Origin of the sequence: Pedobacter aquatilis (assembly GCF_030409415.1) — a bacterium.
In the GTDB taxonomy this organism is placed as follows: Bacteria; Bacteroidota; Bacteroidia; order Sphingobacteriales; family Sphingobacteriaceae; genus Pedobacter; species Pedobacter aquatilis.
The window spans coordinates 711,141-736,552 of the sequence record NZ_JAUFPW010000012.1; the positions used below are offsets into that span (position 1 = coordinate 711,141).

Annotated in this window: 23 protein-coding genes; 11 read left to right on the forward strand and 12 right to left on the reverse strand. The window is 33.8% G+C overall.

The window, feature by feature from the left end; translation table 11 throughout:
- The first annotated feature begins 52 nt into the window (after positions 1-52).
- From QWY86_RS07195 to QWY86_RS07230, 8 genes are all read left to right on the forward strand, one after another.
- Positions 53-760: an ATP-binding cassette domain-containing protein gene (locus QWY86_RS07195; RefSeq protein WP_290240277.1), complete on the forward strand. Its 708-nt coding sequence runs from the start codon at positions 53-55 to the stop codon at positions 758-760.
- A gap of 3 nt (positions 761-763) precedes the next feature.
- Entirely contained in the window at positions 764-1,303 is a 540-nt protein-coding gene (locus QWY86_RS07200) for a hypothetical protein (protein ID WP_290240279.1), read from the forward strand.
- Positions 1,304-1,418: 115 nt separating this feature from the next.
- Positions 1,419-2,144, forward strand: a complete 726-nt coding sequence (gene gldF, locus QWY86_RS07205) for a gliding motility-associated ABC transporter permease subunit GldF (RefSeq protein WP_290240281.1) — start codon at positions 1,419-1,421, stop codon at positions 2,142-2,144.
- A complete protein-coding gene (gene gldG, locus QWY86_RS07210) occupies positions 2,144-3,826 on the forward strand; it encodes a gliding motility-associated ABC transporter substrate-binding protein GldG (RefSeq protein WP_290240283.1) in 1,683 nt (560 codons plus the stop codon). Before gldF ends, gldG begins: the two co-directional genes overlap by 1 nt.
- Positions 3,827-3,859: 33 nt before the next feature.
- Complete coding sequence (dnaN, locus tag QWY86_RS07215; RefSeq protein ID WP_290240285.1) at positions 3,860-4,984, forward strand: DNA polymerase III subunit beta; 1,125 nt, start codon at positions 3,860-3,862, stop codon at positions 4,982-4,984.
- Positions 4,985-5,069: 85 nt separating this feature from the next.
- Entirely contained in the window at positions 5,070-5,750 is a 681-nt protein-coding gene (locus QWY86_RS07220) for a DUF4397 domain-containing protein (RefSeq protein WP_290240287.1), read from the forward strand.
- A 65-nt stretch (positions 5,751-5,815) separates the two neighbouring features.
- A complete protein-coding gene (locus tag QWY86_RS07225) occupies positions 5,816-6,508 on the forward strand; it encodes a DUF4397 domain-containing protein (protein WP_290240289.1) in 693 nt (230 codons plus the stop codon).
- Between the two features lie 73 nt (positions 6,509-6,581).
- Positions 6,582-7,265: a DedA family protein gene (locus QWY86_RS07230; RefSeq protein ID WP_290240303.1), complete on the forward strand. Its 684-nt coding sequence runs from the start codon at positions 6,582-6,584 to the stop codon at positions 7,263-7,265.
- A 120-nt stretch (positions 7,266-7,385) separates the two neighbouring features.
- On the opposite strand, the gene QWY86_RS07235 is transcribed toward QWY86_RS07230, so the two are convergent.
- From QWY86_RS07235 to QWY86_RS07265, 7 genes are all read right to left on the reverse strand, one after another.
- Positions 7,386-8,342, reverse strand: coding sequence for a zinc dependent phospholipase C family protein (locus QWY86_RS07235; RefSeq protein ID WP_290240305.1), 957 nt, complete (start codon positions 8,340-8,342; stop codon positions 7,386-7,388).
- Positions 8,343-8,357: 15 nt separating this feature from the next.
- Positions 8,358-8,810 carry a DUF1569 domain-containing protein gene (locus QWY86_RS07240; RefSeq protein ID WP_290240307.1) on the reverse strand — a complete coding sequence of 151 codons (453 nt, stop codon included), beginning with the start codon at positions 8,808-8,810 and terminating at the stop codon, positions 8,358-8,360.
- Positions 8,811-9,552: 742 nt separating this feature from the next.
- Entirely contained in the window at positions 9,553-10,131 is a 579-nt protein-coding gene (locus QWY86_RS07245) for a Crp/Fnr family transcriptional regulator (RefSeq protein ID WP_290240309.1), read from the reverse strand.
- Positions 10,132-10,154: 23 nt separating this feature from the next.
- Complete coding sequence (locus QWY86_RS07250; protein WP_290240311.1) at positions 10,155-11,387, reverse strand: hypothetical protein; 1,233 nt, start codon at positions 11,385-11,387, stop codon at positions 10,155-10,157.
- Entirely contained in the window at positions 11,365-13,746 is a 2,382-nt protein-coding gene (locus tag QWY86_RS07255) for a DUF2339 domain-containing protein (RefSeq protein WP_290240313.1), read from the reverse strand. The genes QWY86_RS07250 and QWY86_RS07255 overlap by 23 nt, the downstream gene beginning before the upstream one ends.
- A gap of 100 nt (positions 13,747-13,846) precedes the next feature.
- Positions 13,847-14,224: a VOC family protein gene (locus QWY86_RS07260; protein WP_290240315.1), complete on the reverse strand. Its 378-nt coding sequence runs from the start codon at positions 14,222-14,224 to the stop codon at positions 13,847-13,849.
- A 156-nt stretch (positions 14,225-14,380) separates the two neighbouring features.
- Complete coding sequence (locus tag QWY86_RS07265; protein WP_290240317.1) at positions 14,381-15,196, reverse strand: AraC family transcriptional regulator; 816 nt, start codon at positions 15,194-15,196, stop codon at positions 14,381-14,383.
- Positions 15,197-15,266: 70 nt separating this feature from the next.
- On the opposite strand from QWY86_RS07265, the gene QWY86_RS07270 reads away from it, so the two are divergent.
- The gene (locus QWY86_RS07270; protein ID WP_290240320.1) at positions 15,267-15,704 is read left to right on the forward strand and encodes a DUF4395 domain-containing protein; all 438 of its coding nucleotides are present in this window, start codon (positions 15,267-15,269) and stop codon (positions 15,702-15,704) included.
- A gap of 97 nt (positions 15,705-15,801) precedes the next feature.
- Here QWY86_RS07270 and QWY86_RS07275 read toward each other — a convergent pair whose 3' ends face one another.
- From QWY86_RS07275 to QWY86_RS07295, 5 genes are all read right to left on the reverse strand, one after another.
- Positions 15,802-16,833: an Atu2307/SP_0267 family LLM class monooxygenase gene (locus QWY86_RS07275; RefSeq protein ID WP_290240322.1), complete on the reverse strand. Its 1,032-nt coding sequence runs from the start codon at positions 16,831-16,833 to the stop codon at positions 15,802-15,804.
- A 415-nt stretch (positions 16,834-17,248) separates the two neighbouring features.
- On the reverse strand, positions 17,249-19,105 hold the full coding sequence (gene dnaK / locus QWY86_RS07280) for a molecular chaperone DnaK (protein ID WP_290240323.1): 1,857 nt from the start codon (positions 19,103-19,105) through the stop codon (positions 17,249-17,251).
- A gap of 137 nt (positions 19,106-19,242) precedes the next feature.
- Complete coding sequence (locus QWY86_RS07285) at positions 19,243-19,647, reverse strand: hypothetical protein (protein WP_290240325.1); 405 nt, start codon at positions 19,645-19,647, stop codon at positions 19,243-19,245.
- A 2-nt stretch (positions 19,648-19,649) separates the two neighbouring features.
- Positions 19,650-20,981, reverse strand: coding sequence for an L-lysine 6-transaminase (gene lat / locus QWY86_RS07290; RefSeq protein ID WP_290240327.1), 1,332 nt, complete (start codon positions 20,979-20,981; stop codon positions 19,650-19,652).
- A 182-nt stretch (positions 20,982-21,163) separates the two neighbouring features.
- Complete coding sequence (locus QWY86_RS07295) at positions 21,164-23,245, reverse strand: CehA/McbA family metallohydrolase domain-containing protein (protein WP_290240330.1); 2,082 nt, start codon at positions 23,243-23,245, stop codon at positions 21,164-21,166.
- 216 nt (positions 23,246-23,461) lie between these two features.
- Between QWY86_RS07295 and QWY86_RS07300 the strand changes: the two genes are divergently transcribed.
- Positions 23,462-24,433, forward strand: coding sequence for a family 43 glycosylhydrolase (locus QWY86_RS07300; protein WP_290240332.1), 972 nt, complete (start codon positions 23,462-23,464; stop codon positions 24,431-24,433).
- A 13-nt stretch (positions 24,434-24,446) separates the two neighbouring features.
- Positions 24,447-25,406, forward strand: coding sequence for a glycoside hydrolase family 43 protein (locus tag QWY86_RS07305; protein WP_290240334.1), 960 nt, complete (start codon positions 24,447-24,449; stop codon positions 25,404-25,406).
- The last annotated feature ends 6 nt before the right edge of the window (positions 25,407-25,412 follow it).

Here is a 25,412-nt window from a genome sequence, read left to right on the forward strand (position 1 = left end):
CTTTAAAAACTTTGCGCAGAATTTGGTGTTATTTGCGGTTAAAAAAATCCATATGAGTATTTCAGTAAAAAACCTTTCTAAACATTATGGCAGCCAAAAAGCGGTTGATTCTATAAGTTTTGAAGTAAAGCCAGGCCGCATATTAGGTTTTTTGGGGCCGAATGGTGCGGGGAAATCTACTACTATGCGAATGTTAACGGGATATTTGGAGCCATCATCTGGTGAAGCTAACATTTCTGATAAAGATATTGTTAGTCAATCCATTATAGCTAAAAGGCATATTGGCTATTTGCCTGAAAATACACCACTTTATACGGATATGTATGTTAAGGAGTTTCTCAGCTTTGTTGCACAAACTTACGAGTTGAAAAACATTTCTGTACGTGTAGAAGAAGTGATTAAAGTGGTTGGCCTAACGCCAGAGCAACATAAAAAAATAGGAATGCTTTCAAAAGGTTATCGGCAACGTGTTGGCTTGGCTCAGGCAATTATTCATAATCCAGAAGTTTTAATTTTGGATGAGCCAACATCGGGTTTAGACCCAAATCAACTGGTTGATATTAGAGCCCTAATCAAAACATTGGGCAAAGATAAAACGGTTATCATTTCTACACATATTATGCAAGAGGTAGAAGCCATTTGTGATGATATCATCATTATCAACAAAGGCAAAATTGTTGCAAATGACACACTTGAAGGGATTAAAAAGGCAAATAACCAAAATTCGTTAGAAGATATTTTTAGAAAACTTACTGCTTAGTTTATGTTAAAATTTGGATTTTTATTGTCAGCTTATTTACAATTTAGCTCCCTAATATCAAATGCACAAAACACTACAAATTTAAGCTTCGGTGCAGAAATTGGTCTTCCTTCGGGTAATTTTTCGGGTATATCTGCAATCGGGACTGGTGGCTCAATTAAGTTAGATGTTCCGGTATTAAATCAACTTGCAGTAACTGTAAATGCAGGTTTTATGAATTTTTTTGGAAGAAGAAATCAAGTTCTTGTGGTTAAAGATTTTACTTACATTCCAATAAAAGGTGGTTTAAAATATTATTTAAGTGATGGCTTTTATGCTGAGGCCCAAGCAGGAACTGGTTTGCCAATTAATGAAGGACAAAAAACATTATTTGTTTGGTCGCCCGGTTTGGGCAATATTTTTAAGCTTAGAGGGAAGGGTTTACTCGATGTTGGTTTAAGATACGAAGGTTGGACAGGTAAAAATGATGAAGTTCAGTTGCTAAATTCTTCAAATACAAAAGGCTTTGCTGGATTAAGAGTTGCTTATTCGTTTGCACTTTAGTTTGAGCTACTGCAACGATTATTAATGAAATGAGCCATTATTTAAAGCTTATTTAACACACAATCATCTATAATTTACTTTAATATTTTATTAACTTCGGCATTTAAATTTTGTTATGTACGCAGTTTTTAAACGCGAATTATATAGTTTTCTAAGCTCAATGGTTGCCTTTATTACGATAGGCATTTTTCTGTTGGTTTCTGGGCTTTTGTTGTGGTTTTTTCCTGATACATCAATTCTTGATTATGGCTATGCCGAACTTGGTGGTTTTTTTAGCCTAGTACCATATCTTTTCATGTTTCTCATCCCTGCAATAACTATGCGTTCTTTCGCTGAAGAAAAAAAGGAAGGAACTTACGAGTTGTTGATTACAAAGCCGGTAACCCTTTGGCAAATTATTTTTGCTAAATATTTTTCATCCTTAGTCTTGGTACTTTTCTCATTAATACCAACAACTGTTTATTATTTTTCGATTTCAAAACTAGGTTTGCCTGAAGGTAACATCGATTCTGGAGCTGTCATTGGTTCTTACGTTGGTTTATTTTTACTCGGCACAGCATTTACATCCATAGGAATTTTTGCTTCATCAATCACAAAAAATCAAATTATTGCATTCGCAATTGCTGCTACAATTTGTGCATTTACATTTTTAGGTTTCGATTATACCAGCCAAATTTTTGCATTAAGCTCGTTAGAGACCACAGTATCTGCTCTTGGAATAAACGAGCATTACCAAGCCATTAGTCGAGGGGTTTTAGATACCAGAGATTTGCTCTACTTTCTAAGCTTTTCTGGTATTTTTTTATTGTTTACAAACTTAGCGGCAGGAGGGAATAAATAATGAAAAGCCATAAAAAGTGGATATGGGTAATAGTTGTTTTAGTAGTTGTTTTTGCCGTTAATATTATTGGCAATTATGTCTTTCATCGGTTCGATTTTACCGCAGATAAGAGATTTACTTTGACCGATAAGACGAAAGCGGTTTTAAAAAACACACAAAAACCAGTGTTGATTACAGTTTTTTTAAATGGAGAATTGCCATCTGCTTTTAAGAGGCTGCAAACATCAGTAAAAGATCTGTTAAGCGATTATAAAGCTTACTCTAATGCCGAGTTAAAGATTGCTTTTGTAGATCCTTTGGCGGGCTTAAATGCTGCAGATCAAGATACTGTTATCAATAACCTTTATCAGCATGGTATCGAAGCCACAAATTTAAGTATTAAAACAGAGAGCAGATTAACTCAGAAATTGGTTTATCCAATGGCGATGATTGAAAGTGACGGTAGAGAATTACCTGTTAAACTTTTTCAAAATCTTGATGCAAGCGGTAATTACGAAGATAACATTAATCGTTCAATAGAAAATCTGGAATATGTTTTTACATCAGGTATTAAAAAGGTTGTAAGTGGCAATAATCCTCGCATCGGTTTCACCGAAGCAAATGGCGAACCCTCTGATTTAGAACTTTATGATGCAATTCATACACTTTCGAGCAGCTACGAAGTTGGCAGAGTAAATTTAAACACCATTGATAAAGCTGGCTTAGATAAGCTAAAAATGTTGGTTATTGTTAAGCCTCAACAAGCATTTACCGAAACTGAAAAATACAAAATAAACTATTTTGTTATGAATGGAGGAAGGGTTTTGTGGAGCATCGATCAGGTTTCTGCTGAGTTGGATAGTCTACGCGGGAAAGGTTCGCAAATGGTTCTTAACAAAAATCTTAACCTTGATGACATGCTTTTTATGTATGGTGCAAGAATAAACTATAACGTTATTGCAGATAAAAATTCTGCTGAAATTCCGGTTTCTACAGGAGTTGTTGGCGGGCAATCGCAAATTCAGCTTGTTCCATGGATATATTATCCAATTTTACTGCCCGATACTGCCGCAAGTTTGGTTAAAAATTTAGATGGTATTAAAGCCGAATTTCCGAGCACGGTTGATACAATTGGCTCAAAAGGCGTTAAAAAGAAGTATATTTTAACAACCTCTTCCTTTAATAAGATTTTTAATGTGCCGAAATTATTTTCGTTGCAAATGGTTGCAGAACAACCAGATCCGAAATCGTTCCAAAACCCATTACAAAGTGCAGGTGTATTGCTAGAAGGAGCTTTTCCATCAGTATTTGCCGGCAGACCTTTACCCGCTCAAATTACAGAGCCTTTTACAAATGCAAGCGTAAGTAAAAATTCAAAAATGGTTGTAATTGGCGATGGCGATATTTTTAAAAATCAGGTAATTTCAAAAGATAATTCTCCCTTGCCGCTTGGTTTTGATAGATACACACAACGTACTTATGGAAATAAAGCTTTGTTGCTTAACATCGCCGATTATTTTACGGATGATGATAACCTTATCGTATTAAGAAACAAAGAAGTTAAAATTCGCTTGCTCGATAAGGCAAAAATTAAGCTCGAAAAAACGAAATGGCAGGTTATTAATATTGTATTTCCGTTATTATTGTTAATATTCTCCGCAATTTTTCAACATTATTACCGCAAGTACAAGTACGCTAAATAATTTTTATATTTTTGAAGAAGACTAAATGATATCATGAGATTTATAGTATCCACATCAACTTTATTGAAACACCTACAAACTGTAAATGGTGCCTCTAGCAGCAGTACAGTTTTACCTATATTAGAAAATTTTCTTTTCGAAATTAAAGAAGGCAATTTAACAATCTCTGCAACCGATTTACAAACCAGCATGACCACTGCCTTGGCTGTTGAATCAAAAGAGGAAGGTAAAGTTGCCGTTCCATCTAAAATTCTATTAGATACTCTTAAAACTTTACCAGACCAACCAATTGCTTTTAATATTGATGATTCAACTTTTGCAATCGAAATTAGCGCAGGTGATGGAAAGTATAAACTCAGCGGAGAAAATGGTGATGACTTTCCTAAAATTCCTGTAGTTGAAAATGCATCTTCAGTTAATTTACCAGCTTCAGTTTTAACAGAAGCCATCACAAAAACAATTTTTGCAGTAAGTAATGATGAATTGCGCCCTGCAATGACTGGTGTATTTTGTCAGTTATCTCCTCAACACATTACATTCGTAGCAACTGATGCACACAAATTAGTGCGTTATCGCCGTATGGATAGCAAGGCTGATAAAGCAACTTCATTTATTCTTCCGAAAAAGGCACTAACGCTTTTAAAAGCTGCATTGCCTTCAAACGATATAAATGTATCTGTTGATTATAACGCTACAAGTGCTTTCTTTAAATTTGAGAACATCAATTTAGTGTGTCGTTTAATAGACGAACGATATCCTGATTATGAGGCAGTTATCCCTCAGAATAATCCTAATAAATTGGTGATCGATAGAAGTTTATTTTTAAATACGCTTCGTCGTGTGGTAATTTTCGCTAATAAAACTACACACCAGGTTAGGTTAAAAATTAACGGTAGCGAATTGAATATTTCATCAGAAGATTTAGATTTTGCTAATGAAGCGCATGAGCGTTTAAGCTGTCAATACGATGGTGAAGACTTGGAAATTGGTTTTAATGCTCGTTTCTTAATAGAAATGCTTAACAATTTAAGTGGAGATGAAGTTACTTTAGAACTTTCTACACCTAACAGAGCAGGATTATTAATTCCTCAAACTAACGATGAAAACGAAGATGTGCTAATGCTTGTAATGCCTGTAATGTTAAATAACAGTTACTAAAAGCGAGGTTTTAGCTTAAAATTATAAGAATGGCTTGGTTTTTGAACCAAGCCATTTTTTATTTAAGCCAAATACCACCCATCTTATGAAAAGCTCTACTCATCAATCTTTAAAAGCATTTGCCTTTTTATTTCTTTTATGTTCAGTCTTTTTAGTGTGCTGTAAAAAACACGATCCGAATGTAGTTGTTCAAGGTCAGGCAAAAATAAAAGTTATTAATGCTGTGCAAAGCGAAATTAAGCAAGAGGTTTATATTGATAATTCAAAAATGACAACTACCGCATTATCATTTGGTGAAACCAGTGAGTATGCAAAAATACAATCGGGCAGTAGGAGTATAAGTTTTGTAGGTTCAAACAACATAAATACAGATACAAATTTAAATTTTACACCATCTTTAACTTACAGTACATTCTTAATTGCAGATAGAGAAGGCAAGAAGGAAATTATAAATTATGAAGATAATTTAAGTATTTCAGACATGACTACTGCAAAAATTAGAGTGGTTAATTTAACACCATATTTTAATACAGGTGTTAACATAAGTATTCAAACAGGTTCGCCATTTATTAATGCCTTGTTCTTTAAAGAGGCTTCTAATTATTTTACAGTAGAGAGCGGAATAGCCCTAAGGTATAACGTTGTTGGTTCTGGTAATATAAAAACAATTCCGGCCACGGATTTAATGCCTGGCAAAATTTATACAATTTGGCTTAGTGGTTTAACGGCTGCAACTTTGGAAGCACATCTAATAGTTGATAATTAGTTAAGCAGTTTCATATACAATTCAAGTTCAAAGGCTATCTTTGATAAGAACATTTACAACTACGCATGAAAATTAAGATATCAGCGTTTCTCAAACTTTTATTTGCTTTTTTTGCACTCACTTTGTTTCTGGTAAGTTGTGTTAAAAATGAAAATACAAATGATTACGATACTAAAGTTAGGTTTATCAATTTAGTTGATGAAAGAGCGCAGGATTTTTATCTGAATGGAATTAGAGTTGCTACCGCAGTAGGCTATGGCAGCAATAGCAGTTATATTACTGCAGTAGGCGATAAAGAATACAGTATTTTTGCTAAAAACACAGCAACACAAGTTGTTAGCGATTCTTTAAAATACTCTTTAGGCGTTGGTAAAAATTACTCTGTTTATTATAGTAAAACTACCGCAACAGATTCTTTGCTTACAGTGCTCGAAGATAATTTGATACGAGATACAGCATCAGTAAGATTATTTTTTATAAACCTTGGTTATACATTGGGTTCAAGGGTTAGTATTCGAAACCAGTCATCTACTTTCTCGAAAATTTTAGGAATTGGTGAAAATTCGGGTTATGTAAAACTTCCTGCAAATAAAACTTCTGATATATATTTAAACCTTTTAGATTCGGTTAATGTAATTGATACAATACTATTTACAAATTTTGTAAAGGGGAGTAATAATACAATCTTAATCGATGGCCTAAATAAGGGAAACAAAAAAGGCAAATTGCAAGCAAGGGTAATTGTCAACAGTAATTAAATTTCTGGTAATAAATTCAGAATAGTCTTAAAATCAAATTCATATTCATACTTTTGCCCAAAATCATACACAATTGGATTTACTACAACAACTTTTAGATTTTATACTTCACATTGATGTTCATTTGGCTCAAATCGTGAACGATTATCAAACCTGGACCTATTTAATTTTATTCCTGATAATTTTTGCCGAAACAGGTTTAGTTATCATGCCCTTTTTACCCGGTGATTCCTTGCTATTTGCAATGGGTGCATTAATTGCAGGCGAACACGAGACAGGTTTAAATATTTGGGTAATGCTAATCATTTTAATTGTTGCTGCAATTTTAGGAAATACGGTAAACTTTAAATTAGGTAGCGTATTAGGTGCTGGTGTTTTTAAAGAAGAAAACAAAATTTTAAAACTAAAATATTATCATCAATCGCACGAATTTTTCGAAAAGCATGGTGGTAAAGCAATAATTTTTAGTCGTTTCTTACCTATTTTCAGAACTATTGCACCCTTTGTTGCCGGTATTGCTAAAATGCCTTTTGGCAGGTTCACTTATTTTAACATTATTGGTGGCGTTTCATGGATTGTAGCTTTATTATTAGGCGGATTTGTATTGGGTCAAATTCCAATAATTAAAAATAATTTTGAGTTAGTTATCGTTTTCATTGCGGTTGTAACCTTTGTTCCAGCAATTTGGGCCGCCATAAAGAGCAAATTACAACCTAAAAAAATCGAAGAAATTATTGAAGGGGACGATTCTAAATAAGGTTTTTACCTAAAAGATTTAAAGTAAAAGGCAAGAAGTAATTCTTGCCTTTTACTTTTTTAGTCCTGCGCTCTTGCTGAGTTTATTTCAACATCAAGAGAAAAACTTAATTCACTTTAGCTAAATTTCTCTACCAATTGGAATTCCTTTTTGGTATTTCTTTTCAGTATCTGCTTCAGCTTTTTGTTCATCAGCTTTAAGTTCAACTTTAATTAAATTTTTAAGTTCTGGTTGACCAGCATCTACCCATGCAGAGAACCAATAAGAACCTATTTTTAATATTGCAGAACGCATTTGCTTTTCTACCATATTTTCCATCTTATCATGATAAGCTTTTGAATATGCAACAGAATATTGCTTTAAAACTGTATTATTTCTTTCAGAAAAACTATACTTTTTATCCGAAGGAAAGGATGATGCTAATAGTGCTTCAAACTTCAAAACCGTATCAACTAAAGTATTAGTGTGTTTAACAATTTTCCAGGCTTCTTTTAAAGGATTTTCTATATATGTAGCCTTACCTACAATAAAATTGTAATTTGTATGAAAAAGTTCTGGTAACCTGCTTTCCCAAAAAGCATGAATACCAACTTGATTTGTAAGCTGGCCATTATGGTTTGATGTTGTGTGTAACGGTACATGTGCATCGCCAATGTAATGTCCTAGATCTGCCGAATACTTTAAAATTTTTATAGAATCCCGATTTTCGAAAGCTTTAACTAAACTATAATAAGTTCGCTGAATTTGCCACGGAACTATTCCGTCTGTGTACAGTTTTTTTTCTCCATATTTCGCTACAGCATCGTTCCATTTTTCAGGAATACTATCAATATGCTTTTCATAATTTTCTACATCAAGGTAATGTTTTGGTGCCTCCAAAGTATCGGCATAACGCCTTTTATCTGGGTCAACAGCGTGTTCTGTTATGTATTTGATATTCTTTTTATAAAAGGAAATCATTCCTGTTGGTAGTGTAAATACAGCCAGATTGTTAATTCTTTGATGCGCAAAGAAACCCCAGGAAGTGCAAAGTAGAAAAGGGATGATTAACGCAACAAGTATCGTTAATCTTTTCATGTAGAGGTTATTTACTTAAATGCCAAATTGGTTTAAATGATGATCTAAATGTTTGTAAAACATATTGTTCCACTCGGTCTTGTTGAGTTTGCCAAACGAATGAGATTCTTTTCCATCAAAATAACTTTCGCCTAATTGCTGGGTTTTATTCAGGTAATCAATTAAACGTGTTTTTTCTTTCTCGAATTCCTTTTCATCCACAATTAAAAAAGATGGTGCAGTTTGACTATTTCTTTTATATGGTTTTTCGCTTACTACAATGTTTTTTACAAATGCTTTCATAATCAATTTCATTAACGCATTTGGTTTTGGGTGAGTATTATCATAAACCAATTCGTAGCTCACATTACAATGTGCAAGCATTTGCGAAGCGTTCATTTTACCCCACAGTTGAGCTGTTGTTGGTTTTAGTTGGTTAATTCTTTCAATTATTTCGGTAGTTACGGAGGTTTGAAAAATGTTCTTCATGTTTTATCTTTTTGAAAATGATTAGAATATCCGTGATGTGTGTGTAAACAACAATAGGAACAATTGTCGAAGGTAATAATATAAAGGGAAAAAATAATATCGCAACATTAGGTTGCTCGAAACCAAATTGCTGAAATGGTAATGGTGAAGATAATATTGCATTTGCAACGATGAATAAAACTAAAGCTAAACATATAAAATTCCAGGTTAAAAGTAGTTTATACTGAATTCATTTTTTGGAATATAGAACTGCAACAATAGGTGATGATATACCTGGTAAAATGTCAAAATTTCGACCAGAAAAGGTCATTAACTCAGGAATCATTTTATTTAAAAATAATTGATAAAGAACAATTTCTATAAAAAACCTGATGCTATGAAAAATTGTACTTTTGTACAAGTTACGGTGTTGGTAACTATAAGATAATTGTTGCGGTAAACACCCGAAAATAATAAGGAAGATGTTTGGAGCGAAGATTAACATCATTCTTTGCGGATGTGTAATAGCGCCCAGGTAATATTCATTATATGCTAATATTGAATGGATAATTGATATTGCTATAATGATAAGAACAAGTTTAAATGGTCGGCCATTAGCTAAATAAAATAGCAGAATTGTTAATCCAACAATAATTAGAAAAGAGTAATTAATCCAATTCGGTAAGTTTTCAATCATAGTTTGTTTTTTACCAAAATTAATTACACAAATTCTTAATAAAATTGTCTTAGGACAAGAAATGGTTTATTTGACAATTTCCTTTCTAATTCTACTTAAAGACGTATCCGTTATGCCCAGATATGTAGCGATATGTTTTAAAGGCGCAAATTTAAATACCTCTGGCTTTTCTTTAATTAATGCTAAATATCTTTCAGTTCCAGAATCGGTAATTAGTGATATAGATTTTTGTTTAAAGTAAAATAAACTTTGAGACAGGTAACTTCGTCCCCATTCTCTAAAACCTTCTATATTGTGAAAAAAGGTTTGAAAGGTTTTAAAGTCGATTTTCCAGCATATACAATCGGTTACAGCCTGAATATTTTCCTTGGTAGGAACTCTTTGAAATAAAGACGCGACCTCAATTACAATTTCGTTTAATGCAAAGAAATTTGTGGTTATGTCGTTTCCCTGATAATCATTCACAAAAGACCTTATTAAGCCACTTTCTAAAATATAGTATTGATTAGCTATCTCGCCTTCTTTTAATAAAAATGTGCCTTTTTTTATCTCAACTCTCTCATAACTATCACAAATAGCTTTTGTTTCATGGGCTTTCAGTTTTGCATTAATGTACAGTTTTTCTACTGTTGGATTTGGATACATAGGTTTGGCAAAGCGTTAAAGGCTTAATTTTTAAGCATTTTAAAAGAAAACCAACCTAAAAGTGCAATAATAATAGCCATTAAAGCCCAAAGCCAAATCTTATTTTCGAATAATGGGTTTTCTATTTTTATTGAATATGCAGGATTTTTCTCTTCCTCTTGAATATTTATCACAGTTAAATTTTCAGGAATTTTACTTTCAAATTTTGTAAGGTCGTAATTAGGAGCGATGGCATTTTTGTTGCCATAGAATAAAAAATAATTCATATTTGGCTCATCAAAACGGGTTATTAATTCGTAGATGTTGCCTTGCAGATTTATTCCAATAATATTTAAAGGCTGATTGTCGCCATTTTCGATAGTTATTTTTAGGTTAGACAAAATTGTGTTATTAAAGCTGTAGCTAGCTTTCTCTAAAGAACTAAAAGTACCTTCGAAAAGGGTTGAGTATTGATACTGCATACCGTTATCAGTTTTAAAACTATCAGTAGCGTATTCGATTTTGATAGGGCGATAAAAATCATGCTGACTAGCTTCTCTCAGCTCCAGATTTGATATTAAAGATGGTTGTTTTACAGAAACTGTAATTTCTGACCGCTTATTCTTTTCATCATTTACTGTTTTAATTTGATTTGGCAAATACATGTGGTAAATGCCTTTTGTTGTATCACTTTGTGTTATTTTAGCACTTAATAATTCTGGTTTTACATTGCTTATAATGCTTACCCTGAAGTAAGCATATTTGGCATCAGGGAAGGTGATTTTTGTGAAGTTGTAATCTGTAAGGGCATTTTTTATACTTAAAATGCGACTATCCTTAACAATGCTAAACCATTGATTGTTATCGTTACTCCCTTCAAGAGATGCTTTCCAATCAAAGTTTTGTTGTTTAAAACTCAAATCAATTTTATTAATAACAGATAACTTGTTAGGCTGAAAGGTAAAGAAATATTCGCCATTGTTTGATGTTTGATTAATGCGTTTAAAATCTACATCATTTGTTTTTACTTCGTCGCTGCGTAGCTTTAATAGATACGGCATTTCGAGCGTGTCTTTTCCTTTAATGCCGAAAATTCTTAAATCACTAAGGTCGTTGTTAATGTTTTGATATAGCTCGTTCGGCATTTTTAGAATATGCCAATTGCCGTTAATACCCTCAAGTTTACGTTGATATTTATACTGGTTGGTTTGAGCAATTGCGATGTTTCCACAAAACAGTACTATCGCAAATAATCTAATTTTCAGCTTTAGCATCATCAATTATTAAATGTTTGTATTTGTTGTATAAGAAAGATATGATAAGTAAAAGTACACCCAGCGATACGAAAACGACTGTTTTAGCGATAGTGCCCAACGAATATATATCGTAAAAGAAAAGCTTAACTAAGGTGATGCCAAATAAAACCATGGCACCAATACGAAGATGTTTTTTGTTTTTCGCAAGTCCAATACTTATTAAAGCCAAAGAATATACGCCCCAAAGAATACTCAATCCTAATTTATAACTTTCATGAGTGCCCGATAACTCTAAAATGTTAATTAGTTCACTACTTAAAACCCAAAGAATGGTGATGTAAAGAAGATAATCGAACATTGTAGTAAAATCTTTCTTCAACAATTTAGATTTTTGCAGTTGATAACATTGAATAATCAACAGCGCAAAGAAGCCAAAAGATAAATACCTGATGCCTATATTGAATGCACTAATGTTAAAAAAGCGCTGAGCAGGATGTAAATAATTGTCTCTTAGCTCGCTTAAAGTATATAATCCATGCGTTAAAAATGCCACAATGATTAGGAGATTTATAACCAAGCTTGCAATGGCTAACCCTTTGTTTTTAATTTTATTAATATTGAAATAGGTTAGTGCCGAAGCGAAGAGCAAGGTATAAATGTAAATCCATGCTACATTAAGTGTTTCGTAATTATAATTGTATTCTGTAGTGCCATAACCAGGTTTCGAGTTTGGGCTTGTATTAATTTTAGTTTGTTCGATTAGGCCGTTAAAAAATTTGGTAATTTCGAATCTAAACGTAAAATAAGTTACAAAAATCAAAATGGATGGAATAGCATAAGTAAGAATTGCCCTCATCCAAGGCCATTCAGCAGATTTATCAGTTTCTTTCCTGCTTACCTTAAGCATCCAAATAAAGCTTGCTATAAATATACTAGCCGTTAAAAAACCAACATTTAGAATAGGAGTTGCAGATGAATAATAAGCATTAACATCGTAGGTGGTTGTCCAATCTTCAACAATACTTAAAAACGCCAAAAATATTAATGGGAATGATAATTTCTCGTATATCGATATATTTTTAATACGACCCAAATAAAGCAACACAGCTGCTTCAACCGACCAAAAAATAGTTACCCAACCACCATTTAATTGAACAGGTACGGCCATAGTAATAAACGTAATTACCATTGCCAAAATCAAATAAAATAGATTTTTATCTGCTAGTTTTTTCTTATAAATAATTAAACTGACCACAAAGTGAATTACTGCATTTGCTAATGTAAATAAGCCTAATAAGTGTATGCTATTTTTGTTTTCTGATAAAATGAAGTAGCCGATGGCATAATAAATAAAGCTGTTTATTAAAATTATTAAAACATCGCCCAAGCCAAATATTTCTTTCTTAGAAATTTTATAGGCCAAATTGGTAACATAAAATGTAATGAAAAAAATTGCAGAAAATACTACTGATATTGCGAAGAAATTATTGTTGTTTTCTCCTAAATCTAATCTCCAACTTAAAAATATAAGCCAGGTTAAGCCAAAAGATGCATAAAACAATGGTTTCCAATATTTTTTAAAACTTAATATCAGAATACCGATATTAATGATTGCCATGTACGTAAATAATACACCGACTTTGTCAGAACCATCGCTTAGCAAGAAAGGCACCGCGTAGGCGCCAACCAAGCCAATATGAGCAATAACTTGCTTATTGTATTTTATGGCTGCAACTACTGTAAATGATGTAAATACAACCATCAAGGTAAAGGCTAAAGCCTGAGGGATTAAAGCATAAAAATCGTACGCTGCATAGGTAATGAAATACATAATTGCAATTGCACCACTCACTAAAACTGCCGAAAAGTTTTCGTACTTTTCTTTTAACCTAATTGCAAAGGCCATTAATCCACCACCAACGGCGTAACCTAAAATTATCCTCGTTAACGGACTAATCATATCATGGTCTATTGCATATTTAGCACCAATTGCAACGCCAATAATTAAAATCAGAATACCAATTTTGCTGATTAGGTTTTCGCCAATAAACTTCTCGAAATCAGATTTAATGATGTTCTCACGCTTAAATCGCTCAGAAAAATTGGATTGAGTTGGATTAGTAAACGTCGGGTTTTGTTTGGGAACGATAGGTGGTAAGTTACTACTTTGAATAACCTGACTCGGTGGTGTGTTTCTTGGTGGCGGCGTTATTGCTGGCTCAGGAGCTGGAGTAACAGGCGAGTAGGAAGTAGGATCCGGAGATTGCAAAATCTTTACTTCTCGCTTCAAAGCCTCAATTTCAGCTTCGAAACCTTGCTGCCTAAGTAGTAAATTTTCTAGCTTAATTAAAAGTATATTTAATTGTTCTGAATTATTCATTCTAATATTTCGTGATGCGTAATTTGCTTTACTAAATATAGGAATGAATTTTGCAAGGTTAATGAAAAATTATCTCTTACTGCTATGCTTTATATTATTTTTAATCTTGTGGAGCATAAGTTACAATATCAATTCCAACACCATTTGGGTCTTCAATGGCAAAATGCCTATCGCCCCAAGGCTCGTTTCTGATGTCAATTTTAATTACAATGCCTTTCTTCTTTATTCTCTCGTAAAGCTCATCAACATTATCAACCTCGATGGTTAAATATACACCTTGCCCTTGAAAAGGTTTATGGAAAAATGATTGCTGACTTGGATGATTGGGTAAGAGAAAACTTATTTCCGAACTTTTATCTGGCGTATGCAGAAGCAAATAAAACTCGTTTTCGAAAGTAATCCCAAAATTTAAAATCTTCGTGTAAAATGCCTTGCACTCGGCCATTTTATTTGTTATAATTCCTGCATTTAGTTTCATAGCATTTTGTTTTTTGTTATTTAAATTGCTTTGCGAAAAAACATTCCCGCATAAGAGCAACAACATGATAATTAAAAATCTATTTTTCATTCTCACCGATTGTTTAATCAAAGTTGAAGAAAAAGAAAGCACTAAAATTGTAAAAAACGGACAAACTTATTTTCGGAATGCATGTTTAGGCGTTACACCATAGAAATTTTTGAAATTTTTAATGAAATGTGCCTGATCGTGGTAGCCCTGATCTAAAAATAGTTTGTTTGCTTTTAAACTTTGAAGAGAGGGTTTTGCTTTTAGAATATTTTGAAAACGAACGACTTGGCAGAACGCTTTCTGGCTATCGCCGATGTAATATTCAAATAATCTGCGGAGTTGTCTGGAACTCAACCCAACATCTAAATCTTTTTCGATATTTAGTACGCCGAAATTTTTTAATATTATGTTTATAGCATTCTGTACTCTGCTATCATAAGTAAAACGATGATGATTGATATAATTTTTAAAGAACGTATTTAACAAATTTGCCCGGTACAATTTGGTTGAATGCTTTGTGAAATTATCTGAAATAAATTTAGCAATTGAAGGTATGATACCATCAAGATTTTGAGCCAGATTACTTAAATCTTTAGCGTTGATGTTGAAAAGCATTGGGAACATTGTTGGCAAAAACCTAATACCAACGTAATGAAATAAATTTCCTAATTCAAACTCAGTATATTTTTTACAAAAACCCATCACATAACTTTCGTTTGGATTATTTAAGTCGAAGAAAATATCAATGCATCCATCGGCCACAACTCTGTAGTTAAACTGCTCGGTTAACGGATGATTGGTTTCTAATTCCCAAAAACAATAAATATAAGGTTGAAGGTGCGAGTCTGGCAAAATCTCAATATAGCTTACTGCACTTCCTAACTGTTTAACCGTTGGTTGTATTGGCGTATAAAGATTTCGAAGATTTAATTGACTTTCCAAACTAAGATAAACTCAATGTGTGATGGTTGTAAAACCTAAAATTCGTAAATTCGAATCAAAAAAAATAATTATGGATTTATCTTGTCCAATTTCTGCTGAAAGAATTAATGAAAATGTTGTTAGAATTATCGCTTTTATTGTGGCTGTTACTGCCATTTTCTGTGTGATTTCAACTAACTATTGGGCAGTTTTATTTTTATTATTTGATTTCGCCGCAAGAGCATTTGGGAATGGCAAATTCAGTTTTTTAAAGGTTTTAGCGGTTAACGTATCGAAGGTTTTAAAGCTAAAATATGTGATGGTTGATTTAGCCCCTAAAAAGTTTGCGGCAACCTTGGGCTTTGTATTTTGTTTATTAATTACAACGATGTTTTTATTAAATTTTGATTTAATTGTATTGGCTTTAACTTCGATAATGATACTTTTTGCACTTCTGGAAAGCATTTTTGCAATTTGTGTGGGTTGTTATTTTTATAGTTTTATTCAAATGATAAAAGAGAAGCTTTAATTTTTTGAAACATAATCTGTAAGCTTTCGCCATTGCGAGGTACGAAGCTATCTTTTATCTGGTTATATTGCTTCGTACCTCGGAATGGCGAAAAAACTTATTTTTTCAATGCTTCTCTAACTTTTGGAGCAATCTTAGTTCCGAAAATTTCAATAGATTTCATCATAGCTGTGTGAGAAGGTCCGCCAACATCCATATGGGCTGAGAAACGTGTTAAACCAAAAGTTTCTTCCATTGCTAAAATTTTATCTACCGATTGATTTGCATCGCCAATAATTAAAGCTCCGCTTTCACTTATTCCTCCATCAAATTGATTACGTTGATATGGAGCCCAACCTCGGGTTTTGCCAATTCTGTTCATTTGTGCTGAATAAAGCGGGTAGTAATAATCTGCAATTTCCTGGCTATCATCGCCAAATAAAGAATGCATGTGTACACCAACTTCAAACTTATTCATATCGTGGCCATAAGCCTGGTAAACTTTTTTGTAGTAATCGAAAAGTGGTTTAAATTGCATTGGCTGTCCGCCGATGATGGCAAACATTACTGGCAAACCTAACCTGCCGGCACGTTCTACAGATTCTGGTGTGCCACCAACTGCTACCCAAATTTTTAAATTATTGTTTACCGCCCGAGGCAGAACTTCCTGGTTAACCAGTTCGGGACGGAATTTGCCTTTCCAGCTTATTTTTTGTTCAGCATTGATTTTTAAAAGCAATTCTAATTTTTCTTCGTAAAGTTCATCGTAATCTTGAAGATTATATCCGAATAGGGGAAAGGACTCGATAAAACTTCCTCTGCCTGCCATAAGTTCTGCACGTCCGTTTGAAATTAAATCTATTGTAGCGAAGTTTTGGTAAAGTTTTACCGGATCTGATGAACTTAAAACAGAAACTGCACTGCTTAATTTAATATTTTTGGTTACTGCTGCTGCAGCTGCTAAAATAATTTCTGGGCTAGAAACGGCATAATCCGGGCGGTGGTGTTCACCAATTCCATAAAAATCTAAACCCACTTCATCCATGAGTTTAATTTCTTCGATAATTTCTTGTAGTCTTTGTTGTGCGGATTGAATTTCTCCTTTTGCATTAACTTGCAAATCGCCAAACATACCGATACCTAATTCCATATTGTTAATTATTTGATAGACAAATTTAACTGTTTTCGGTTTTAGTGACTTTTGATGTATGTTAAGAATTACGATTTTTTACGATTTGTAACCTGAGTTTTTTAAGGTTAGCCTTAGTTATTTAAACCCGATTGCAGTGAAAATACTTTTGGCTTACCAAAACTTACGAAGTCTAAATGACCGAGTTGATCAGAGACTTAAGTTTAGCCAAAAGATTGCAACGAAAAGCGGGACTGCTTTTACCGATAATTGCTGAAATTGCTTTTCAAAAAGTCAACCATTCAAGGCAAATAAGTTCATATAAGCTTGGTGGTTTTATGTTTTTTTAAAATTGTCTTTTGTATAGAGATTCTGAAACAAGTTCAGAATGATGATCGAATGAGGGAGTATCTTCTGACTGAGGCTCCAAGCTCACTTATTCTATCTTCTTACCCTTCATGGCCGTAGAAATCGCAGCATCCATTACACGCTCAGCAAACGGACGTGTAAACTCATTTAATTCATCGGCTTTTTTCAAGATTCTATCCTTTTCTTGAGAAGCTAAAGCCGTTTTCAAGGCATCGATGTGAATTTTAGTTTCTGCAATTTCTTCAGTGGTTAAATGTTCTGAATGTTTTTCAATGAAACGCTCGGCGGTGTAAAGGAGTTGTTCGCCCTCGCCTCTGGCTTCGATGAGCATACGTTCTTGTACATCGCTTTGTGCGTGTTCGATGCTATCTAGAAGCATTTTTTCGACTGTATCATCGCTTAAACCATAGCTTGGCGTAATTTCAATTTCTTGTTTCACTCCAGAACGCAGCTCGATTGCCTGAACTGTTAAAATTCCATCAGCATTGAGTAAGAAGTTTATATCAACTTTGGGTAAACCTGCTGGCATAGCCGGAATTCCCTTTAAATCGAACTCTGCAAGCTTACGATTCTCTTTAACCAAATCGCGTTCGCCCTGGTAAACGGAAATTTTCATATTCACTTGTCCGTCGATAGAGGTTGTATATTGGCGACCAGCTTTAGTAGGAACTTTGCTATTACGAGCAATAATTACATCCATTAAACCACCCATTGTTTCAATACCGAGAGAAAGCGGTGTAACATCCAACAATAAAATATCAGAGCGGTTTCCGGCTAAAACATCAGCTTGAATTGCTGCGCCAAGCGCAACTACCTCATCAGGATTAATATTATCTTGTGGTTTTTTACCAAAAAAATTCTCAACTTCTTGCTTAACAAAGGGTGTGCGAGTTGAGCCGCCGACTAAAATCACTTCATCAATATCTGCAGAAGTTAAATCAGCATCTTTTAAAGCATTTTTGCATGCGGTAATGGTTTCTTCAACCTTTGCAGCAATCAATTGCTCGAAAGTTTGCTTATCTAAAGTGCACCAGATTTCGCCAACTTTTTCATTATATAAATTTTTAGTAGATAATGCTTTTTTAGCAGCTTCCGCCTGTAAACGCAAAGTTTGCATCAAAATATTATCATCAGCTAAAGCCTTAATATCTAAATTGTTTTTCTCAATCCAATGATTTAAAATAGCGCTATCGAAATCATCGCCACCTAAATAAGTATTTCCATTAGTTGCTAAAACTTCGAATATTCCGTTTTGGATTTGAAGGATAGAAACATCAAAAGTTCCGCCACCTAAATCGTAAACAGCAATGGTTTTCTGTTGAGCTGGATCTAAACCAATGCCATATGCCAAACTTGCTGCGGTTGGTTCGTTCACAATTCGCATCACATCTAAACCAGCAAGTTTACCAGCATCACGTGTTGCCTGGCGTTGGCTATCGTTAAAATAGGCTGGAACGGTAATTACAGCTCTGTTCACCGGAGTTTTTAAAGCATGTTCTGCTCTAGCTTTAAGTTCTTTTAAAATCTCTGCCGATAATTCAATCGGTGTATAAAAACGGTTTCCTGCCTGAATTTTTACTAATGAATCCGAATCATCATCAATAATTTTATAAGAGAAAATGTCTTTATGTTCTGCAACATCTTTGTAAGAACGGCCTAATAATCTTTTTACAGAAAATATGGTGTTTGATGGATCGGTAGTTAAAAACTCTTTCGCCTCGTTACCTACAACTGTTTCATTTTGATTGTTGAAATAAACAACTGATGGCACTAATAATCCTTTACCGGAATCGTTAATTACCTGTGGGTTTTTATCTGGATTTATGAAAGCAACCAAACTATTGGTTGTTCCTAAATCTATACCGACTATAATTTCTTCCTTTTGAAACGAACCTGTAGCAAGGTTAATTGATATTTTTGCCATGGGGCGAATTTAAGCAATTGTTGTTTCAAAATTGTTGGAATGTTGTAAAGTTGAGAGGATTTAAAAATTGTTTGATGTTGTAATGTTTGAACATTGGAATTTCAATGTTGAAAAAGCGCTTTTTCTTCAAAATACTTTTAATTAAATGGATACTTGTTAAAAGCAACCTGACTCATTGCGCTTTTTTCGTACAAGGCAATGCAATTTCTATTAAATTCTTGGTCGAAATTTACATCGCCCGGCCGCAACGTTAATGGAACGTTTGTTCCTTCTTTAAAAAAGTAAACTTTTGTGTTTCCATATTTTGTATGCGGCATAATGTTACCATAATCTTCCATTTCTTTCCAAATGGAATCTTTAACTGTAACAGCATAAATTCTTTGTACGGGACCAGTATTATTTGCGTTTCTGTATTTAGAAATTTCTTTAAAACCAGCCTGCATATCTTCTATGCCAGGCTGGTTAAAAGTGCCTTTAATTATAAAGCCTACCAGTATTAAAATTCCAATAGTTAATAAATATGAGAAGGTTTTTTTATTCATGCCTACAATAAAGGCAATATTTTCTCCATAACGGTCAAGCCTTGGTCAATATGTTTTTGCTCTATGCAAAGCGCCGGACGGAAGCGTATCGTTTTATCTCCACAACCTAAAAACATTACATTATGTTCTATGCCTTTTGCTATGAATGCATTGCGCATATCTTTATTAGGAAAATCGAAAGAACAAAGCAATCCTCTACCGCGAACATTACTCATTTTATCAAATTTTTGAGACATTTTTGCTAGTTCGTTCTTTAAATATAGACCTTGATTAGTAGCATTTTCGCAAAGCTTGTCTTCTTCTACAATTTGTAAAATTTGTGTGGAGCGAACCATGTCAACCAAGTTACCGCCCCAAGTAGAATTTATGCGGCTTGGTACTTTAAAAACGTTTGTGTCAACCTGATTTACCTTATCGCCAACCAGAATACCGCATACTTGCATTTTCTTCCCAAAAGCCACAATATCCGGTCGGGCAGCTTCGCTGTAATGTTGATGACACCAAAACTTGCCTGTTAAACCAACTCCAGTCTGAACCTCATCATAAATTAAAAATGCCTCATTTTCATCAGCAAGATTTTTTAGTTGAATTAAAAATTCTTCACGTAAGTGGTTATCTCCGCCTTCACTTTGAATAGGCTCTATAATTATTGCACAAATTTCATCTTTATATTCTGCAAATGCTCTTTTAATTTGCTCAATCGAAGTTTCTTCGGTTTTTATTGCATAATTTAAATTTTCACCTTCTAGAGGAAATTTAACTTGTGGAGTACTTACTCTTGGCCAATCAAACTTGGCAAACCATTTCGTTTTATCGGGCAAAGTATTAGTTAAACTTAATGTATAGCCACTTCTACCATGGAAGGCTTTTTCAAAATGAAGCACTTTAAAGCCTTTTTCAGCAGTATAACCTTTGGCAAAATTTTTCTGTACTTTCCAGTCCATTGCTACCTTAATGGCATTCTCTACCGCTAGTGCTCCTCCTGCAATAAAAAACGCATGTGGTAAATAATCTGGAATGCCAACTTTAGAAAAAGTTTCAACGAACTGGGCATATTGTTGTGTGTAAACATCAGAGTTTGATGGATTTGCAATTGCTGCTTGTAGTAAACTTTTTTTGAAGTTTTCATCGTTAACCATTTTTGGATGGTTATAGCCTAATGGAACTGATGCAAAGCAGGTAAAAAAATCTAATAATGTTCTGTTGTATTTAGAATCGTAAATATAAGCCCCTTGGCTTTTCTCCATATCGTAAGTTAAATCAAAACCATCTGCTAAAATATGTTTGCTTAAGGTTTCATTCACACGGTCGGCTGGTATTGTTAATTGGTACATATATTTGGATTTGGTATATTCCAAATTTACAATTATGTGCCTAAAATCAAAATTTAAGCACTTTTTGTACTCATTGAACAAAAAATAGCTTTAAACTGTTTAAAGTATGATTTTAGACAAAAATTAGATTTAGACTTCAGAAATGTGGAAAACTTTTTCAAGTATTTCAGCTTAATATTTAATTATTCTAGCCAAATCATCTGTGTAAAAGCACCATTTGCTGCTATATCCCAAGCTTCTAATCGTACCCATTTTCTTCCTTTCAGGTTGATTTTCCAGTTGTAATCTTTCTGTCCGAAAGCTCTTGTCGAATTTAGATCCATACGTTCTCTAAATATATCTTTACCATCTCCAGAAACAACCTCTACAAAATTCATTGGGAATGTCCAATCTAATTTTACCTTAACCGTCGCATTTCCGGTATTATCAATTTTTAAGATTTCACCAGATTTTTTATCATTAATGCTAAATTGAGGGATTACAACTTCTCCGGTTGAAACAAAGAAATTTCCCTTTTGCAAGGCATCTAAAACTGGTTGCCAACCATCTTCATAATTTGGAAGTTTATCTAACTGCAAATAATTCACATTTAAATGTGCGTACATTTCATTTTGGTGCGTAATTGTAAAAATATCCGCTTCTGATAAAACATGTTTCTTTAGGCCCCAGTTTGCCATGTCATCATATAATTTTAGCACACGTTGACTAAGTGTAGAAATTGATAAGTCGGCAGGAATTGCTTTCCACGCCGCACCAAAAAAAGTATCAGATTTAAAAAACGGCTCTTCTTTATAAATATCAGGGTAACCAGTAGAACCTTTGGTTCTTGCATGTGCTGTCCAGGCTAAGCCACTTTCTAATTCAAGTAATTTTAACATTTCTTCCTTATTCGCAATGCGATAAACTTTTCCTAAAGAAGGGTTTTCCGTTACAAAAGGTTCTTCGGGTTTTCTAGACATAATCCAATAAACCGGCTTTGGGAAAAACGCAAGCCAATGTCCGCCGTAAAAATTATTAGCTTCTTCGCCTGGTAATAAAAGAAACGTCGAATCAGAAAGCCGTTTGGTTTGTTCAAATAACGATTTTAATTCTTTTAACCTTTCTTTTTCAGGCCCTTTCGGATGACCCGGACCATGAAACTCAGCAAGTTTCACAATATCTAATCCATGTTTTTTTAGTACATCTACAAATTCAGGTTTTTCGGGGATTTCCTTGCCAGATAATGCTACATCGCTAACAAATTCATTATGAAAATGCGTAGCTAGGGTCTTATAGCCTTTCACTGGTTTAAATTTATCACCATGTGTAAATGCTTTTACTTCATCGAGCGTTTTTTTGGCATTATCTGTACCAATTAAACAGAAAAAATTTAATCGTTGCTGCGTTTTTGGTGGAGCATTAAACCATGGCACATATCTTTTATCTCCTAATGGATCTTGCCGTATGCCCATTCCAAAATCAGGTATTAGATTATGAAAATTTTTGCCGTACCATGTAAATTTTAGATTGAAAGCTTCATCCAACGGATAAAAATATTGGTGTGGAGCAGGAAACAAAGCTAAACTTCCACCTTCACTTTCTCCAATTATAGTTCTGTATTTTACTTCCAGATTTCGGCTTGTATCTGTAGTTTCGGGTTTGCTGAATTGCATTTTATCTCCTACATCTGCCCAAGCCATCGATTTCCATAAAGATTTTTTATTCACTAAACCAGCATCATAAAGAATTGCTGTAGAATCTATTTCTGTAGATAAAACTGCTGCGACATTAAACAACGGACTTCCATTATATAGGACAATTTCGATATTGCCCCTAAATCTATCCGCGTTTGCACCAGAAATGGTAACGATAGTACGTTGTCCGTTTGTAGAAATTTTAGCATTCTTTTTATTGATATTAACAGCGTAAGATTTATAGGGTTTACGAGGAACTCTATCAAAAAAAACATCCCAACCACCACTCGATGGACTTAGAGTTCGTTTACCAATGGTTAAAACAAAAGCCGGATCTAAGCCTGAAATAATTTCTTTGAAATTATTGCCTTTTCCTAGTTGTATACTTTTGAATAGTGGATTTTTTTCATTCAAATCAAGTTGCATTCTGCCAGTAACCTTATCACCGGCAGGCCAGCTTACCGTTATAATTTTTTGATTTACAGTAGCAATTGCACCATTTTTCTTTATGGCTGATAAATCTACTAATGGTTTTTGAGCATGGACAGTAAATGCACTGAAAAGGATTAGAGTTAAGATAATTTTTCTCATAGGATGATTTTAATATCTATTGGTTAGAATAGTTTTTCTAAAATTAAAAGGAGGTAGATTCCAATAACTGATGAGTTAAAGTTAAATAGATGTGGCAACTTTTATCAATAATGAACAAAAATGAGACAAATAAGCAAAATGTTGAACAGTTTTAGCAGGTGCAGCTGCACTCAAATACTTTTCTTTGTTAAAAGCTTTTAACCAAATTTAATAATTATGAGTAGGGTATTAACACTTTTGATTTGTGTTTTTTTCTTGCAATCTGCAAAATCTCAGCAATTGCCACAGATGTATTTTACTGACTCAACTTCTGGAAACCCAGTGGCAAAAGATCCTACAATAGTAAGTTTTAAAGGCAAATATTGGATGTATTATTCAATCCCTGGTAAAAATGGCGAAGGTTGGAAAATAGGTATCGCAACAACTTCTAATGTTAAAGTTTGGAAAAAAACAGGAGAAATATTGCCGGCTTCGTCTTATGAAAAGAATGGATTATGCGCACCCGGCGTATTATTAAGAAATGATACACTTCATCTTTTTTATCAAACTTATGGTAATGCAGCAAACGATGCAATATGCCATGCATGGTCTACTGATGGCATAAATTTTATCAGAAATGCTACAAATCCAATTTTTAAACCAACTGGCGACTGGACTTGCGGCAGGGCGATAGACGCCGAAGTAATTGAATTTAAAGGCAAATATTTCATGTATTTCGCAACCCGCGATAAAACTTATAAAATTCAAAAACAGGGTGTTGCTTCAACTTCGTTATCATCTTCTTTTGATAAAGAGAGCTGGAAACAGCTAACCGATTCTTCGATTTTAGCACCGCAGTTAGTTTGGGAAAAGGCTTGTGTTGAGGGTGCATCATGCATAAAAAAGGGAAAATATTTATATATGTTTTATGCCGGAGGTTATAACAATGAACCACAACAAATTGGTTTAGCCAGAAGTACCGATGGAATAAATTGGGAGCGAATGGGCAATCAACCTTTTTTAAAGAACGGTATAAAAGGAAGTTGGAATTCTGCGGAATCTGGTCACCCTGATATTTTTAAAGATAATAAAGGCAAGTATTGGTTATTCTATCAAGGAAATAACACAGGCGATGGAAAGTCCTGGTATCTATCTAACATTCAGTTAGATTGGAAAGATGATAACTGGCCGAAAATTAAAAATCAATAAAATTTTTATTAAAATGAACATCAATACTTATAAATGGAGTTTTAGCTTAATTTTCCTTTTAATGCTTTCATTAAGATTTACATTGAGTGCACAAGATAAAGAAACCATAAAATTAGCCGATCCTACAATTTTCTACTATAAGGGAATCTACCATTTATATGGTACTGTAGAAAACTCTTGGGATGGCGGATTCAAAGTTTACACATCCCGTGATAAAATTAATTGGGTAGATGGGGGCATTGTTTTAAAAAATGGAGATGCCTTTGGTACAAAAGGATTTTGGGCACCTCAGGTTTTTGAATACCGCAAGAAGTTTTACATGGCTTATGTCGCAAATGAAAATATTGCAATTGCAGAGAGTAACAGTCCGCTCGGTCCGTTTAAGCAAAAATTTAAAAAATCAATAGATGCACCGGTAAGGATGATAGATCCTTTTGTGTTTTTCGATAAGGGCAAGATTTACCTTTATCACGTAAGGTTGGATAACGGAAACAGAATATTCGTTGCTGAAATGAATTCAGATTTATCTTCAATAAAAGAGGAAAGTGCCAAAGAGTGCATCTCTGCCACAGAATTTTGGGAGGATACACAAAAAGTGAGCTGGACGGTTACTGAAGGTCCAACCGTTTTAAAAAGAAATGGATTATACTATTTGTTTTATTCTGCAAATGATTTCCGTAACCCTGATTATGCAGTTGGTTATGCAACGAGTAATAATCCGGTAGGGCCGTGGTCGAAATATAAAGGAAATCCGATATTAAGTCAAAAAAACACCAAAGTTAACGGCTCAGGCCATGGCGATTTTTTTGTAGATAAAACAGGAATGCTGAATTATGTTTTTCATACGCATGAATCGAATGAAAAAACAGGCAAGCGTAAAACAGCAGTAATATCTGCTGAATTTATAAAGGATAATAAGGGTTTAGAAATTCTAAAAGTTGAGGATAATACTTTTAAATTTCTTTATCGATGAAATATC